Below are 14083 nucleotides of genomic sequence, written 5' to 3' on the forward strand. Positions count from 1 at the left end.
CTGTTCTCTTCGCGCTTGTTGGTGAGCGGCGTTTCGAATGTAGATCTCTTAGTTCACTCCACGATGACGGCCGTCTCCACCACCGCGTGGAACAGCACATCGGCGCCGGCCGATGCCCATTCCTTGGTGATCTCCTCGGCCTCGTTGTGCGACAACCCGTCGACGCAAGGGCACATCACCATGGCGGTCGGCGCCACGCGGTTGATCCAGCACGCATCGTGGCCGGCACCAGAGACGATGTTGCGGTGCGTGTAACCGAGCCGATCGGCGGCATCGCGGATTGCCTTGACGCAGTCCCTGTCGAAGGTGACCGGATCGAAATGGCCGACCTGCTCGATCTCGTATTTGATATCCAGCGCGTCGCAGATCGTGTCGATGCCTTCGCGGATGCGGCCATCCATGGCATCGAGCACTTCCTTTTCGGGCGAACGAATGTCGATGGTGAAGATGGTGCGACCGGCGATGATGTTGCGCGAGTTCGGATAGACTTCCATGTGCCCGACAGCGCCGACCGCGTCGGGCTGGTAGTCCATGGCGATCTCGTGCACCAGCTCGATCACGCGCGCCATGCCGAGCCCGGCGTTGCGGCGCTTGGGCATCGGGGTCGAGCCGGTATGCGCCTCCTTGCCGGTCAGCGTCACCTGCAGCCATTTCAGGCCTTGGCCGTGGGTGACGACGCCGATGTCGATGTCTTCGTCCTCGAGGATCGGGCCCTGTTCGATATGCAGTTCGAAGAAGGCGTGGATCTTGCGGTCGCCGACCTTTTCGGTGCCCTTCCAGCCGATGCGCTCCAGTTCCTCGCCGAATTTCTTGCCGTTCTTGTCCGTGTGCTCGTAGACGTCGGCCTGGTCGAGCACGCCGGCGAACACACCGGAGGCCATCATCGCCGGCGCGAAGCGCGCGCCTTCCTCGTTGGTCCAGTTGGTGACGACGATCGGATGTTTCGTCTTGATGCCGAGATCGTTGAGCGAGCGCACGATCTCCAGGCCGCCGAGAACGCCGAGCACGCCGTCATACTTGCCGCCGGTCGGCTGCGTATCGAGATGGCTGCCGACATAGACCGGCGGCAGGCTGGGGTCGGTGCCTTCACGACGGGCAAACATGGTGCCCATTTCGTCGACGCCCATTTCGAGCCCGGCCGCATCGCACCAGCGCTTGAACAGATGCCGGCCCTCGCCGTCCTCGTCGGTCACGGTCTGGCGATTGTTGCCGCCGGCAATGCCGGGGCCGATCTTCGCCATCTCCATCAGCGAATCCCACAAACGGTCTGAATTGATTCGCAGATTTTCGCCGGGTGCGGCCATTCAAAACCTCTCCAATTGCGCGGCGTCCCCCACCCCCTCGAGGGGAGGGTGGCCGCGAAGCGGTCGGGTGGGGTCGCCTGACATAAGCTCGACCTTCCCCTTGACCGCCTGCGCGACATGCCAGGCGCTGTTTATGACATCGGGCTCGTCAACGCGAAAGATATCGAACCCGAGCGAACGCAGATAAGCATCACGAACGGCGTCGTGCCGTTTGCCCTTTTCGTGTTCGTGCAGATCGCCATCCACTTCGACCACCAGTTTCACACCAAAACAGGCGAAGTCGACGATGTACGGTCCAATCGGGCACTGGCGGCGGAATTTGATGCCGGTCGATTTCAGCTCGCGCAGTTCATACCAGAGCAGGGATTCGCCCTTGGTCGCGTGAACTCGAAGCGCGCGCGCCTTCTGGCGCATTTCGAAACTCACGCGAGTCCGGGGCATCAACGGCGGCCTCGCGGCAAAAGATCAGGTCGGCGCCCGGTCGCACCGACCCCACCCGACCGCTTCGCGGCCACCCTCCCCTCGAGGGGGAGGGATATCCGCGCCCAGATCTTCAATCGATAGACCTCAAAACTTCACGCACATGGTCGATCAGTTCGTTGATCTGGCCCTTGGTGATGATCAGCGGCGGCGACAGTGCGATGATGTCGCCGGTGGTGCGGATCAGCGCGCCGCGCTCGAAGGCCTTGACGAAGGCGGAGAAGGCCCGCTTGGTCGGACTGCCGGCGATCGGTGCCAGCTCGATCGCGCCGATCAGGCCGATGTTCCTGATGTCGATGACATGCGGCTCGCCCTTCAGCGAATGCAGCGCATCTTCCCAATAGGGCGACAGTTCCTCGCCGCGGGTGAGCAGTCCTTCTTCCTTGTAGGTGTCGAGCGTGCCGAGTGCCGCCGCACAGGCGATCGGATTGCCCGAATAGGTATAGCCGTGGAAGAACTCGATCATGTGCTCGGGGCCGGTCATGAAGGCGTCGTGGATTTCCTTCTTCACGAACACCGCGCCCATCGGGATGACGCCGTTGGAGACACCCTTGGCGGTGGTCATGATGTCGGGCGTGACGCCGAAATAATCGGCGGCGAACGGCGCGCCGAGGCGGCCGAAACCGGTGATGACCTCATCGAAGATCAACAGGATGCCGTGCTTGGTGCAGATCTCGCGCAGCTTCTCGAGATAGCCCTTCGGCGGCAGGATGACGCCCGTTGACCCGGCGACCGGCTCGACGATGACGGCGGCAATGGTCGAGGCGTCATGCAGGGCGACGATGCGCTCCAGCTCGTTGGCGAGCTCCGCGCCATGCTCCGGCACGCCCTTGGAGAAGGCGTTCTTCTCCGGAAGGTGGGTGTGGGGCATATGGTCGACGCCGCCCAGCAGCGTGCCGAACATCTTGCGGTTGGTGACGATGCCGCCGACCGAGATGCCGCCGAAATTGACGCCGTGATAGCCGCGCTCGCGGCCGATGAGCCGGGTGCGCGAGCCCTCGCCCTTCACGCGGTGATAGGCGATCGCCATCTTCAACGCCGTCTCGACCGATTCCGAACCGGAATTGGTGAAGAACACATGGTCCATGCCCTTGGGCGCGATGTCGACCAGGCGGTTCGCCAGTTCGAACACGATCGGATGGCCCATCTGGAAGGCCGGGGCGTAGTCGAGTTCGGCGGCCTGGTGCTGGATCGCCTCGGTGATCTTCGGGCGGCAGTGGCCGGCGTTGACGCACCAGAGGCCGGCGGTGCCGTCCAGCACTTTGCGACCGTCGCTGGTGGTGTAGTGCATGTCCTTGGCGGACACGAACATGCGCGGCGCCTGCTTGAACTGCCGGTTTGCCGTGAACGGCATCCAGAATGCGCTGAGATCGTTCGGCGTGACTTTCAGCCGGTTGGACATGACCAAGACTTCCCCTTGTAACCTGTTTCGGTGCGTCCAACGCTTGGTCTTTGCCGCGCTTTCATGCTACGCAAATTTTGACCGATTGGACAAACGTTAGCACCGCCCTGTCGGCGGTCAAGGATTACTAGCGGAAATGCGGCTCCTGAAGTGCGTTCCACAGGCTAGGGAAAAACTGGTCCAGAGAATTGGTCCAGATGACCGTCAATGCGAGGGTCCGCAACGGTGACCATCAGCACGCAAGCCCCTCGCCGCACCCGCATCCAGCAGGAAAAGCGCGAACTGATCCTGGAGGCCGCGCTCGAAGTGTTCTCCACCAACGGCTTCCGCGGCTCGACCATCGACCAGATCGCCGAAGCCGCCGGCATGTCGAAGCCGAACCTGCTCTACTATTTCCGCCGCAAGGAAGACATTCACGAGACCTTGATGGAACGGCTGCTCGAAACCTGGCTGGCGCCGCTGAGGGAACTCGACGATATCGGCGATCCGATGACCGAGCTCAGGAGCTACATCAGGCGAAAGCTGGAAATGGCGCGCGATTTTCCGCGCGAGAGCCGGCTGTTCGCCAACGAGATCCTGCAGGGGGCACCGCGCATCATGCCGCTGCTGGCGGGCGAACTGAAGACGCTGGTCGACGAGAAAGCAGCGGTCATCAAGGGCTGGATGCGCGCCGGCAAGATCGCCAGGACCGATCCCTGGCACCTGATCTTCTCGATCTGGGCGACCACCCAGCACTATGCCGATTTCGACGTCCAGGTCCGCGCCGTGCTCGGCCCGAACCGCGGCGGCGACGGCCGATTCGAGGATGCCGCCCGCTTCCTTGAGCAATTGTTCCTCGATGGGCTGAAGCCGAAGGGCTGACCAATTCCACAAGGCCTCACGCGCTGCGCCGTTCGGCCGGCATCGCGTCGAGCAATTGTTGCAGCTTGGCGACCGAGTTCTGCTCGGCAAGCGGTGTATAGACGATCAGCCGCATGTCCGAGCCGTCGTCGATCGACAGGCTCATATGCTCGAAAGCCATCAAGCCGGCCTTGGGATGCCGAACGTGCTTCACGCCGGTCAGCCTGCGCGCCACGTCGCGCCGCGGCCACCAGTCACGGAACTCGGGACTTGAACTCATCATCAGGGCGATCAGCCTGTCGAAATCGGGATCGCCGACATATTTGGCGCTTTCGGCACGAAACGAGGCGAGCACCACACGGGCGAGTTCTTCCCAGTCGACCAGCAGGCGGCGATGGTGCGGATTGGTGAACACCATGTGGACGATGTTTCTGCTGTCGCCCTCCAGCAGGCCATAGTCGCCGAACACAGCCGCCGCGGCCGGGTTCCAGGCAAGCACATCCCAGCGCCGGCCGACCACTTGGGCCGGCTGCAGGACGAGGCTTTGCAGCATATGCAACAGCGTAGCGTCCACCTTCTCGGGCGCCGCCACACGACGTTCCGGCTGCTGGCGGCCGGCGAGAATGAACAGATGCCGCTTCTCGACGGCGTCGAGGCGCAACGCCTCGCAGAGCGCCGAGAGCACTTCGACCGAGGGCCGCACGTCCCTGCCCTGTTCGAGCCAGGTGTACCAGGTAGTGCCGACACCGGCGATCATCGCAACTTCCTCGCGCCGCAGACCCGGCGTGCGCCGTCGCGGACCTGTTGCGATGCCGGTGGCCAACGGCGTCAGCCTTTCCCGGCGCGAACGCAGGAAGGCGCCGAGTTCGCGCCGGCGGCTCTCGTCGGCTGATTGGGTGGGGGCAGCAGAGATGGAAGCGTTCATACCGGCTATTATAGCAGTATTGATACCAGGATAAAGTTTGAACTGTTTGCCGTGGGCGAAGCGTCCCATCTTGCGTTCGGAGCAGCAACAGGAGGCTCTGAACATGGAATTGAAAGACAAGACCATTCTCATCACCGGATCGACCGACGGCGTCGGCCGGGTCGTGGCGCAATGGCTGGGCGCCTCCGGCGCACGGGTACTGGTGCATGGCCGCGATGCCACACGCGGCAAAGCCGTTATCGCCGAGATCGAAGCCGCCGGCGGCAAGGCCGAGTTTCTCGCGGCCGATCTCGCGTCGCTGGCGGAGGTAAGGCGCCTCGCCGAGGCCGTGCGCGCCAGGACGAGCCGCCTCGACGTCCTCATCAACAATGCCGGCGTCGGCACGGCTGGCGACAAGCGACAGACGAGCGCCGACGGCCACGAACTTCGCTTTGCCGTCAACTATCTCGCCGGCTTCCTGCTGACCTCGGAGCTGCTGCCGCTGCTCAGGGCAAGTGCCCCGGCGCGCATCGTCAATGTGGCGTCCGCCGGCCAGCAGGCGATCGACTTCAACGACGTCATGCTGACCCACGGCTATAGCGGCGTGCGCGCCTACTGCCAGAGCAAGCTGGCGCAGATCCTGTTCACCATGGATCTGGCCGAGCAGTTGAAAGGCAGCGGCGTCACCGTCAACGCGCTGCATCCGGCGAGCTACATGAACACCACCATGGTCCGTCAGGCGGGGGTGAAGCCATGGAGTTCGGTCGAAACCGGCGCCGACGCCATCTTGAACCTCGCCACCGCGCAAAAGCTCGAAGGCCGCAGCGGCCTCTATTTCGACGGACTGCGCGAATCCCGCGCCGACGCCCAGGCTTACGATGCCAGGGCAAGACAGCAATTGCGAAGCCTGAGCCTCGACCTCGTCGGGCTGGCTTCGCCAAAATCGAAGGAAGAACCGTCATGACCGTCACAACCGAACACACAGTCATCATCGGCGGCTCGTCCGGCATCGGCCTGGCGACAGCGCGCAAACTGCTCGGCCCGGGCATGAAGGTCACCATCACCGGGCGCAACCAGGACAAGCTCGTCAGCGCCTGGAAAAGCCTTGGTGGCGCAGCCGACAAGGCCGCCTTCGACGCGTCGAAGCCCGATGAGGTGCGCCAGTTCTTCGATCGGCTCGGTCCGTTCGACCACCTCGTTCTGGCGGCGAGCGGCGGCAAGGGCCTCGGACCGTTCGAGACGCTCGATCTCGCCGACATCGCCGGCGGCGTCGACGAAAAGGTGCGGCCGCAACTGTCCTGCCTGCAGGCCGCCTTGCCGACGCTGAACAAATCGGGATCGGTCACCTTCATTTCGGCGGTGTCGGCTCAGGTCGCGATGCCCGGCGTCGCCGGCATCGGCGCCATCAATGGCATGCTGCTGACCGTGGCGCCGATCCTGGCGGTGGAGTTGAAGCCGCTGCGCGTCAACGTCGTGGCGCCCGGCGTCATCGACACGCCGTGGTGGGACTTTCTGCCGGAGGAGCAGCGGCAAGCAGTCTTTGCCGAATATGCGGGGAAAACGCCGGTCGGCCGCATCGGTCGCGCCGAGGACGTCGCATCGGCGATCGCCTTCCTCGTTTCCAACAGCTTCATGACCGGCCAGGTGCTGACCTGCGACGGCGGCCTACGGTTCGCGGCATAGGAAGTGCATGCGGCTGGGAGAAACGTGACAAAGGTATTGCGACTTGGATGAGCCGGGGGTGCTACCGCCCGGCGACTATCCCAGCACCGATTGCCGCGATGACGAACAGCAGCACTATCCAAAAGCCAAACAGATTTGCCCTTTGATAGATAGGTTTCCCGGAATCGGCCTTTGCTCGAAGAAAAAGGAGGACGTCAGGGAACCCCATTACCAGGAGAAGTATGAAAAAGCCGATCTCGCCTATGAATTCAGAACGAAAGCGCTTTTCCACAAAAGGGTACAGCGCGATTGAGCCATAAACCAAATAGACAAATAGGGTGAAGCGAGTTGCTGATTTCCCCAGGAATAAAGGGGACGCCAGAAAGCTTTTCTCGTCCGATTTTCGCAATAGGACAACAATTGCCAGCAAGCTCGATATAAAATAGGCATCTAATAAAACGAAGGAATCCCTAGCCGTAATTGACTGAAAATGTTCCAGAAGGACGACAATGACAACTGCCAGCCCTCCTCCCATAAGCAGCCATCTCAGGGTGTCTCGGCTTCTCCCTCTGAGAATATACATCTAACGCTCAACGAAGTTACGATTAGAGATTAGATATCGGCACTGTCCTAACAATAAGTATCGGCGCTGCCATGACGGCGCGCGCCGAGCAGCAGGCAGCCGAGAGAACCACAAGGTGGGGCAAATCGGCGGGCATTAAACTCCCCTTGAAACAGTTGGAGCGCCGCGCCCCTCGACGGCGCTCCAAACACAGTCGGATAATCAGGCCGCCTTGGCGGCGGGCATCGGATGGATGGCGTGGAACGGGACGCAGAGCCGGTTCCAGGTGTTGATCATGCCGACCGCGACGGATAGCTTGACCAGCTCCTCTTCCGAAAAATGCTCCAACGTGCGCGCATAGAGCTCGTCCGACACGCCGTTGTCGGCGACCAGCGTCACCGCCTCGGTCCAGGCCAGCGCGGCGCGTTCACGCTCGGAAAACAGCGGCGATTCCTTCCAGGCGGAAACCAGATAGAGCCTTTGCTCGGTTTCGCCGTCGCGCCTGGCTTCGCGGCTGTGCATCTCGACGCAGAAGGAACAGCCATTGATCTGCGAAGCCCTGAGCTTGATCAGGTGCAGCAGGCTCACCTCCAGCCCGCATTCGTCGACCGCCTTGTTGAGCGCCGAGACCGCCTTCATGATTTCGGGCGCCTTGGCGAAGAACTGCATTCTCTGTTTCATCGTCTTTCCTTTCGCATCGTCGGGAGGGTTAGGTTTGGTTGGTTGAACTGGATTTCTGCGGCCGCTGATGGCGCTCGACAAAGGCGCAGCTCGCGGCAAACGATCTGGGGTCGCCTTCCGCCGCGTAATCCGCCACGATGTCGGACAGTTTCACCTCGGCCAGCGCTGCCCGGTAGGCGCGCTCCGCCTTCAGCATCGCGGCATTGATGCCGCAAGGTTTGACATAGGCCGAGGCATCGATCTTGACCGGACCGTTGCGGCGGATCTCGCCGCAGCGAAACGCGGGTTCGCGGCCCTCGACGGCCAGCACGATGTCGAGCAGTGTGATGCGTTCCGCAGCCCGCGCCAGCCGATAGCCGCCCGCCGGACCCGGCACCGATTCCAGAATGCGCGCCGCGCTCAACATATTGAGATGCTTCAGGAGATAGCTCGGCGACAGGCCGAACGCTTCCGCCAGTGCCGCGCCCGGCATGGTGCTGTTGCCGTCCACACTGGCCAGCGTCGCCGCACAGTGGATGGCCGCCTCAACGCCCTCGCCCAGCTTCATCGTGATGATCTCCAATTCATGGATATCTTTTATCGTGGATAATTTTTATCGGCAATAGGAAAATGGAGATTGCCTGCTAATTCTGGTGGTTCCGGCACGCCGCTTAGCAAGACTTGGGTTCCTCGCACCCCGCGGAGCGGGGGAGAGGTGGCCCGGCGAAGCCGGGACGGAGAGGGGACGACCTTTGTGAAGATGCAACCGGTGAGGAGGAGGCGCGCGTAAAGAGGATCAGGAGCCTTGGGCAGTTCCCAGTCGTCCCGAAGTCCCCTCTCCGTCCCGGCTTCGCCGGGCCACCTCTCCCCACTTTCGTGGGGCGAGGAACCTAAGTTCTGCCAAGCAGCCCTTCTTATGCTGGAGCAAACCCTACTCCGCCGCCACCTTGGCCATCGGGTTGTTCGGGTGCGTCGTCCAGTTGGCGTAGACCGGCGACACGGGCTTGCCGGTGCGTTGGTCCATCACGCCCGCCGCCAGCGGCTCCATGGTGATGCAATTGTCAACCGGGCAGACATTGACGCACAGATTGCAGCCGACGCATTCGGCCTCGATCACCTCGAAATGCCTGATTCCGTTGACGACGTTGGTGATCGCCTGGTGCGAGGTATCCTCGCAGGCGATGTGGCAGCGGCCGCATTTGATGCAGGCGTCCTGGTCGATATGCGCCTTGGCGACATAGTTGAGGTTGAGATACTGCCAGTCGGTGACATTGGGCGTGGCGCGCCCGATGACGTCGTCGAGCGAGCGATGGCCCTTATCGTCCATCCAGTTTTCGAGACCGGCGATCATCTCTTGCACGATCTTGAAGCCATAGGTCATCGCCGCCGTGCAGACCTGCACATTGCCGGCGCCAAGCGCCATGAATTCGGCGGCGTCCCGCCATGTGGTGATACCGCCGATGCCGGAGATCGGCAGGCCGCGCGTTTCGGGGTCGCGGGCGATCTCCGCCACCATGTTCATGGCGATCGGCTTCACCGCCGGGCCGCAATAACCGCCATGCGAGCCCTTGCCGTCGATGGTCGGCATCGGCGCGAAACTGTCGAGGTCGACGCCGGTGATCGAATTGATGGTGTTGATCAGCGACACCGCGTCGGTGCCGCCGGCATGGGCAGCGCGCGCGGGCTTGCGGATGTCAGTGATGTTGGGCGTCAGCTTGGTGATGACCGGCATGCGCGTGTATTGCTTGCACCAGCGCACCACCATTTCGATATATTCCGGCACCTGGCCGACGGCCGCGCCCATGCCGCGCTCGGACATGCCGTGCGGGCAGCCGAAATTGAGCTCGATGCCGTCCGCCCCCGTCTCCTCGACCAGCGGCAGGATGGCCTTCCAGCTCTCTTCCTCGCAAGGCACCATGATCGAGGCGATCAGCGCACGGTCGGGCCAATCCATCTTGACCTGCTTCATCTCGCGCAGATTGGTCTGCAAGTCGCGGTCGGTGATCAGCTCGATGTTGTTGAGGCCGAGCAGACGCCGGTCGGCGCCCCAGATCGCGCCGTAGCGCGGACCGTTGACGTTGACCACCGGCGGCCCCTCTTCGCCCAGGGTCTTCCAGACCACACCGCCCCAACCCGCCTTGAAGGCGCGGATGACATTGTAGGCCTTGTCGGTCGGCGGCGCCGACGCCAGCCAGAACGGGTTGGGCGATTTGATACCGACGAAATTGTTTCTGATATCAGCCATGACAGGGGTCCCTTTCAACCGAGACGAAGAAGCAGTTCGACGGGCGCGAGAATGCCGCCCTCGAGGGCAGCGATGAGGTTGGCCATCTTGGTGCGGGCGTCCTCGCCCATGACGAGGCCGAGGCCGGGCGATGGCTTCCTGCCTTCGGCTTGCGCGGCGGCCAGCCGGGCACGCATCGCGGCGAAAAACTCGACGGCGAAGGCGCCGCGCGGCCGCTCCGCGGTCACCGAGAAGCCCGCCGCCGCCGCGGCCGAGCGGTAATCGTCGGGCGTGGCGACGAAGGATATGGTCTCGTTGGATGCCCACGGAAGCGGGTAGGTCAGAGCTCCATCCTTGAGCCGCATCACGTCGTAGACGGCAAAGACGCCGCCGGGCTTCAGCACACGGGCGGCCTCGCTCATCAGCTTCGCCTTGTCGGGAAGGTTCATGCCGACATGCAGGATCATTGCCGCATCGAAGCCGGCCTTGGCGAACGGCATGTCCAGCGCGCTGCCTTGCACGAAGTGGGTCTTGCCGGCCATTCCCGTCCGCCTCGACAGGCTGGTCGCGATATCGACATAGCTTTGCGTCAGGTCGATGCCGGTGACGTCGACGCCGGCATTGTTGGCGACAAAGCGGGCCGGTCCCCCTATCCCCGATCCGATATCCAGCAGCCTGGCTCCTGGCTTCAACCCAAGCTGGCTGATAAGGTCCCTGGTGGCGGCCACGCCGCCAATGTGGAATTCGTCGACCGCTTCGAGATCGCCGGCGCGCAAATGGGCAACATCGACGCCCGTATCGGCGAGCGCCGCAATGATCCGCTCCTCCAGGCCTGAAATCTCGTAGTGACGGGCAATGCCCGGTTCCACCGTGGCCATGATCCTTATCCCTGGGTCAGACTCCTGTGGATGCTCTCAGCCGCGTCGCGCCCTTGCGCCACGGCGGACACGGTCAGGTCGTCGCCACCGAAAATGCAGTCCCCGCCGGCCCAGACCTTGGCGAGCGACGTGCGCCCTTCCCCGTCGACCTTGATGCGGCCGGCTTCGAGATCGATCGATGCCCCGCTGCCATTGAGGGCAGCCGGGACAAAACTCTGGCCAATGGCCTTGAACACCTGGTCGGCAACCAGCGTCAGCGTCTCGCCGGTGCCGGCAAGCCTGTCGCCGTTGAGCGCGGTGTATTCGAGTTCAATGCCCGACACCTTACCACCTTCGGCAATCACCCGCTTCGGCTGCAGCCAATGACGGATGGTGACGCCGTTGGCGGCCGCCAGATCCTGCTCGAATTCGGAGGCGTTCATATGGTCCTGGCCGCGCCGGTAGCAGATCGTCACCTCCTCGGCGCCAAGCAGTTTCGACTGCACGGCGGCATCGATCGCCGTCATGCCGCCGCCAATGACGACGACGCGGCGGCCGACCGGCAGCCCGGAGAGGTCGCTGGCCTGGCGCAGTTCGGCAATGAATTCGACCGCGTTGGTGACGCCGGCCGCATCCTCGCCATCGGCGCGCAACGCGTTGACGCCGCCCAGCCCCATGCCGAGGAACACCGCGTCGTAATTGCGGATCAGGTCGGAGAGCTGGTAGTCGCGGCCGAGCGCCTTGCCGTTCTGGATGTCGATGCCGCCGATCGCGGTGACATAGTCGACCTCGGCCTGGGCAAAGTTGTCGACGCTCTTGTAGGCGGCGATGCCGTATTCATTGAGGCCGCCGGCCTTCGGACGCGCCTCCAGGATGGTCACGTCATGGCCATGGCGAGCGAGCCGGTGCGCGGCGGCAAGGCCGGCCGGGCCGGCGCCGACCACGGCGACCGTCTTGCCCGTCGCTGTCGCGCGCGGATAAAACTGCTTATTCTCGGCCATCGCGACATCGGTGGCGTAGCGCTGCAAACGGCCGATCTGCACCGGCTTGCCTTCCGCCACCTCGCGCACGCACACCTCCTCGCACAGCGTCTCGGTCGGGCAGACGCGGGCGCACATGCCGCCCAGGATGTTCTGGTCGAAGATGGTCTTGGCCGAACCGATCGGGTTGCCGGTCGAGATCTGGCGGATGAACAGCGGAATGTCGATCGAGGTCGGGCATGCATTCATGCACGGTGCGTCGTAGCAGAAATAACAGCGGTCGGATTCGACCAGCGCCTCGTGATGATCGAGCGGCGGATGCAGGTCGGAAAAATTGTCCGCGTATTGGTCAGCCGCAAGGCGGCCGCCGACAATACCCTCTTTGAACTGACCCTCTGGCATTTTCAGTTCCCCATGTTTTCGTTTTGGGGAAGGCTAGCACGTTTTATTTTTTTATCAATTGGTCAATTTTTGAGGCAAGTTGCTGAAAAGACTGGATAAAAACATGATAATTGCGGTCAAGTTATTGGTGGCGGTGACGCGAGGATATGGCCGCCGTCCATGCCAATGCCATGGATCGACCTGATCTCATCGGCGACCAATTTCTGCAACGTCCAGAGATTGCGGTCGCGGATGCCGAATTCCTCGAGATGGCTGACCGTGTTGTAAAGATATTCCGCGCCTGAGCCGACATGGCCGCAGGCGCGCGCCAGCACCCGTGCCACGGCTTCCAGCGGCTGCCCGAGCGAAGTGCCTCTGCCCGTCACCCCGACCCAGAAACCCAGCGCCCGCAACGGCCCTTGCGCGGTACGCACCGGAACCCACCGGACCGAAGCGACGCTCTCATGATCGTCGATCTCGCGCCGCAACAGTCTTTCGATCTGAGCAGTCTTCTCCCCTTCCGGTAACCGATAGATCACACCATCGCATCGGCCGCCGCGTTCGAGCGCCATCATCAGTCCAGGCTGCGCGGCGCTGCCGCGCCAGCGGACCATGTCGATGCAGAAGGAGCGGTGCCAGCCATGGGCGGTGGCGCGCTGGCGTTCGACGGACTCGAAAGCCGGCTTCCAGATCAGCGAGCCATAGGCGAACACCCATAGCGGCCCCGCATCGGCTTCATTGGACAGCCGCGCCGAAAGGTCCCGAAAATCCTCGTCGCTCAGTTGCGTCCAGCTGCCGCTAGGCCCGGGATCGGCCTCCTCGCGATGGCACAGTGCAACAAGCTCGGCTGTAAGTGACATCTGCCGCATGGATCGAGCCCCCCTTTTCGAAGCCAAGCAAAGGCGAAAATCGCAAGGCACGCAAGATTGCCAGAAGGCTGCGCCTTGCCGTTCCCGATTTCTAGCCCAGATGTCGGATTTCTGTCGTCGAGATCGTCCTAGGATGGATCGAACGACGATCGGCGCACAACGGTGAGGAGACCGACCATGCCAAAATCCCCGATGCCCTTCTTCTGGTACGAACTAATGACGTCGGACCTCGACGCCGCGGAGGCTTTCTACACAACCGTGGTCGGCTGGACGGCGCAGCCCTTCGACAAGGCGCCCGGCATGCCGCGCTATATCGTCATGAATGTCGGCGAGCGTGGCGTCGGCGGCCTGATGACGATGCCCGAGGATGCGGCCAAGATGGGCATGCCGCCCGCATGGCTGGGCTATATCCACGCCAGGGATGTCGACGCGGCAACAGCGTCACTGGAAAAGGCAGGCGGTGCCGTTCACCGCCGGCCCGACGATATTCCAGGCGTTGGCCGCTTCGCCGTCGTCGCCGATCCGCAAGGCGCCACCTTCATGTTCCTGCAGCCGAACGGTCCGGACCAGCCCGTCGTGCCGGCCAGCACGCCCGGCCATATCGGCTGGCACGAACTCTACACGAGCGATTGGAAGGCCGCGTTCGATTTCTATTCCGGCCAGTTCGGCTGGGCCAATGCCGGCGAATTCGACATGGGGCCGATGGGCATCTACCAGACCTTTACCGCCGGCCCTGAATCCGGTGGCGGCATCATGAACAAGCCCGAGCAGATTCCGGTCCCGGTCTGGCAGTTCTATTTCAATGTCACCGGCATCGACGCGGCGGCAAAACGCGTGACCGACAATGGCGGCAAGATCCTGATGGGACCCATGGAGGTTCCCGGAGGCAGCTGGGTCGTGCAATGCCAGGATCCGCAAGGCGCGCATTTCGCTTTGATGGCGCCGGTGCGGTAAGCGT

General features: G+C 62.9%; 15 protein-coding genes. 4 read left to right on the plus strand and 11 right to left on the minus strand.

What is annotated here, in order from left to right:
- Positions 1-53: 53 nt before the first annotated feature.
- The 3 genes from EN804_RS10055 to EN804_RS10065 all read right to left on the minus strand — a co-directional run bounded on the left by EN804_RS10055 (position 54) and on the right by EN804_RS10065 (position 3186).
- On the minus strand, positions 54-1304 hold the full coding sequence (locus tag EN804_RS10055) for a Zn-dependent hydrolase (protein WP_127871723.1): 1251 nt from the start codon (positions 1302-1304) through the stop codon (positions 54-56).
- The gene (locus tag EN804_RS10060) at positions 1305-1718 is read right to left on the minus strand and encodes an endonuclease domain-containing protein (RefSeq protein ID WP_246693404.1); all 414 of its coding nucleotides are present in this window, start codon (positions 1716-1718) and stop codon (positions 1305-1307) included.
- A gap of 139 nt (positions 1719-1857) precedes the next feature.
- Positions 1858-3186: an aspartate aminotransferase family protein gene (locus EN804_RS10065; RefSeq protein WP_127871725.1), complete on the minus strand. Its 1329-nt coding sequence runs from the start codon at positions 3184-3186 to the stop codon at positions 1858-1860.
- Positions 3187-3411: 225 nt separating this feature from the next.
- Here EN804_RS10065 and EN804_RS10070 point away from each other — a divergent pair, with 225 nt between their 5' ends.
- Positions 3412-4047, plus strand: coding sequence for a TetR family transcriptional regulator C-terminal domain-containing protein (locus EN804_RS10070; RefSeq protein ID WP_127279388.1), 636 nt, complete (start codon positions 3412-3414; stop codon positions 4045-4047).
- A 16-nt stretch (positions 4048-4063) separates the two neighbouring features.
- On the opposite strand, the gene EN804_RS10075 is transcribed toward EN804_RS10070, so the two are convergent.
- The gene (locus EN804_RS10075; protein WP_127279389.1) at positions 4064-4951 is read right to left on the minus strand and encodes a helix-turn-helix transcriptional regulator; all 888 of its coding nucleotides are present in this window, start codon (positions 4949-4951) and stop codon (positions 4064-4066) included.
- 103 nt (positions 4952-5054) lie between these two features.
- On the opposite strand from EN804_RS10075, the gene EN804_RS10080 reads away from it, so the two are divergent.
- Together EN804_RS10080 and EN804_RS10085 are read left to right on the plus strand one after the other, a co-directional pair.
- A complete protein-coding gene (locus EN804_RS10080; protein WP_135866309.1) occupies positions 5055-5894 on the plus strand; it encodes an SDR family NAD(P)-dependent oxidoreductase in 840 nt (279 codons plus the stop codon).
- Positions 5891-6613 (plus strand): SDR family oxidoreductase, encoded by a 723-nt coding sequence (locus EN804_RS10085; RefSeq protein ID WP_135919297.1) that lies wholly within the window; start codon positions 5891-5893, stop codon positions 6611-6613. Before EN804_RS10080 ends, EN804_RS10085 begins: the two co-directional genes overlap by 4 nt.
- Positions 6614-6674: 61 nt before the next feature.
- On the opposite strand, the gene EN804_RS10090 is transcribed toward EN804_RS10085, so the two are convergent.
- The 7 genes from EN804_RS10090 to EN804_RS10120 all read right to left on the minus strand — a co-directional run bounded on the left by EN804_RS10090 (position 6675) and on the right by EN804_RS10120 (position 13125).
- Positions 6675-7175: a hypothetical protein gene (locus EN804_RS10090; RefSeq protein ID WP_127279392.1), complete on the minus strand. Its 501-nt coding sequence runs from the start codon at positions 7173-7175 to the stop codon at positions 6675-6677.
- 201 nt (positions 7176-7376) lie between these two features.
- The gene (locus EN804_RS10095) at positions 7377-7835 is read right to left on the minus strand and encodes a carboxymuconolactone decarboxylase family protein (protein WP_135866304.1); all 459 of its coding nucleotides are present in this window, start codon (positions 7833-7835) and stop codon (positions 7377-7379) included.
- A gap of 28 nt (positions 7836-7863) precedes the next feature.
- Positions 7864-8382: an Rrf2 family transcriptional regulator gene (locus tag EN804_RS10100; RefSeq protein WP_135866435.1), complete on the minus strand. Its 519-nt coding sequence runs from the start codon at positions 8380-8382 to the stop codon at positions 7864-7866.
- 363 nt (positions 8383-8745) lie between these two features.
- On the minus strand, positions 8746-10059 hold the full coding sequence (gene preA / locus EN804_RS10105; protein ID WP_135866302.1) for an NAD-dependent dihydropyrimidine dehydrogenase subunit PreA: 1314 nt from the start codon (positions 10057-10059) through the stop codon (positions 8746-8748).
- A 14-nt stretch (positions 10060-10073) separates the two neighbouring features.
- Positions 10074-10916: a methyltransferase domain-containing protein gene (locus tag EN804_RS10110; RefSeq protein ID WP_135866300.1), complete on the minus strand. Its 843-nt coding sequence runs from the start codon at positions 10914-10916 to the stop codon at positions 10074-10076.
- Between the two features lie 5 nt (positions 10917-10921).
- The gene (locus EN804_RS10115) at positions 10922-12277 is read right to left on the minus strand and encodes an NAD(P)-dependent oxidoreductase (RefSeq protein ID WP_127873167.1); all 1356 of its coding nucleotides are present in this window, start codon (positions 12275-12277) and stop codon (positions 10922-10924) included.
- 116 nt (positions 12278-12393) lie between these two features.
- The gene (locus EN804_RS10120; protein WP_127279322.1) at positions 12394-13125 is read right to left on the minus strand and encodes a gamma-glutamylcyclotransferase; all 732 of its coding nucleotides are present in this window, start codon (positions 13123-13125) and stop codon (positions 12394-12396) included.
- Between the two features lie 177 nt (positions 13126-13302).
- Here EN804_RS10120 and EN804_RS10125 point away from each other — a divergent pair, with 177 nt between their 5' ends.
- Positions 13303-14079, plus strand: a complete 777-nt coding sequence (locus EN804_RS10125; protein ID WP_127279321.1) for a VOC family protein — start codon at positions 13303-13305, stop codon at positions 14077-14079.
- Positions 14080-14083: the final 4 nt, after the last annotated feature.

Origin of the sequence: Mesorhizobium sp. M8A.F.Ca.ET.161.01.1.1, assembly GCF_004792105.1 — a bacterium.
Classification (GTDB): domain Bacteria; phylum Pseudomonadota; class Alphaproteobacteria; order Rhizobiales; family Rhizobiaceae; genus Mesorhizobium.

Bases quoted from the DNA above. Each gene is read 5' to 3' on its own strand.
- EN804_RS10100 (WP_135866435.1), bottom strand. From the start codon at position 8,382: ATGAAGCTGGGCGAGGGCGTTGAGGCGGCCATCCACTGTGCGGCGACG.
- preA (WP_135866302.1), bottom strand. From the start codon at position 10,059: ATGGCTGATATCAGAAACAATTTCGTCGGTATCAAATCGCCCAACCCG.
- EN804_RS10115 (WP_127873167.1), bottom strand. From the start codon at position 12,277: ATGCCAGAGGGTCAGTTCAAAGAGGGTATTGTCGGCGGCCGCCTTGCG.
- EN804_RS10055 (WP_127871723.1), bottom strand. From the start codon at position 1,304: ATGGCCGCACCCGGCGAAAATCTGCGAATCAATTCAGACCGTTTGTGG.
- EN804_RS10080 (WP_135866309.1), top strand. From the start codon at position 5,055: ATGGAATTGAAAGACAAGACCATTCTCATCACCGGATCGACCGACGGC.
- EN804_RS10090 (WP_127279392.1), bottom strand. From the start codon at position 7,175: ATGTATATTCTCAGAGGGAGAAGCCGAGACACCCTGAGATGGCTGCTT.
- EN804_RS10125 (WP_127279321.1), top strand. From the start codon at position 13,303: ATGCCAAAATCCCCGATGCCCTTCTTCTGGTACGAACTAATGACGTCG.
- EN804_RS10085 (WP_135919297.1), top strand. From the start codon at position 5,891: ATGACCGTCACAACCGAACACACAGTCATCATCGGCGGCTCGTCCGGC.
- EN804_RS10120 (WP_127279322.1), bottom strand. From the start codon at position 13,125: ATGCGGCAGATGTCACTTACAGCCGAGCTTGTTGCACTGTGCCATCGC.
- EN804_RS10065 (WP_127871725.1), bottom strand. From the start codon at position 3,186: ATGTCCAACCGGCTGAAAGTCACGCCGAACGATCTCAGCGCATTCTGG.
- EN804_RS10095 (WP_135866304.1), bottom strand. From the start codon at position 7,835: ATGAAACAGAGAATGCAGTTCTTCGCCAAGGCGCCCGAAATCATGAAG.
- EN804_RS10075 (WP_127279389.1), bottom strand. From the start codon at position 4,951: ATGAACGCTTCCATCTCTGCTGCCCCCACCCAATCAGCCGACGAGAGC.
- EN804_RS10110 (WP_135866300.1), bottom strand. From the start codon at position 10,916: ATGGCCACGGTGGAACCGGGCATTGCCCGTCACTACGAGATTTCAGGC.
- EN804_RS10060 (WP_246693404.1), bottom strand. From the start codon at position 1,718: ATGCGCCAGAAGGCGCGCGCGCTTCGAGTTCACGCGACCAAGGGCGAA.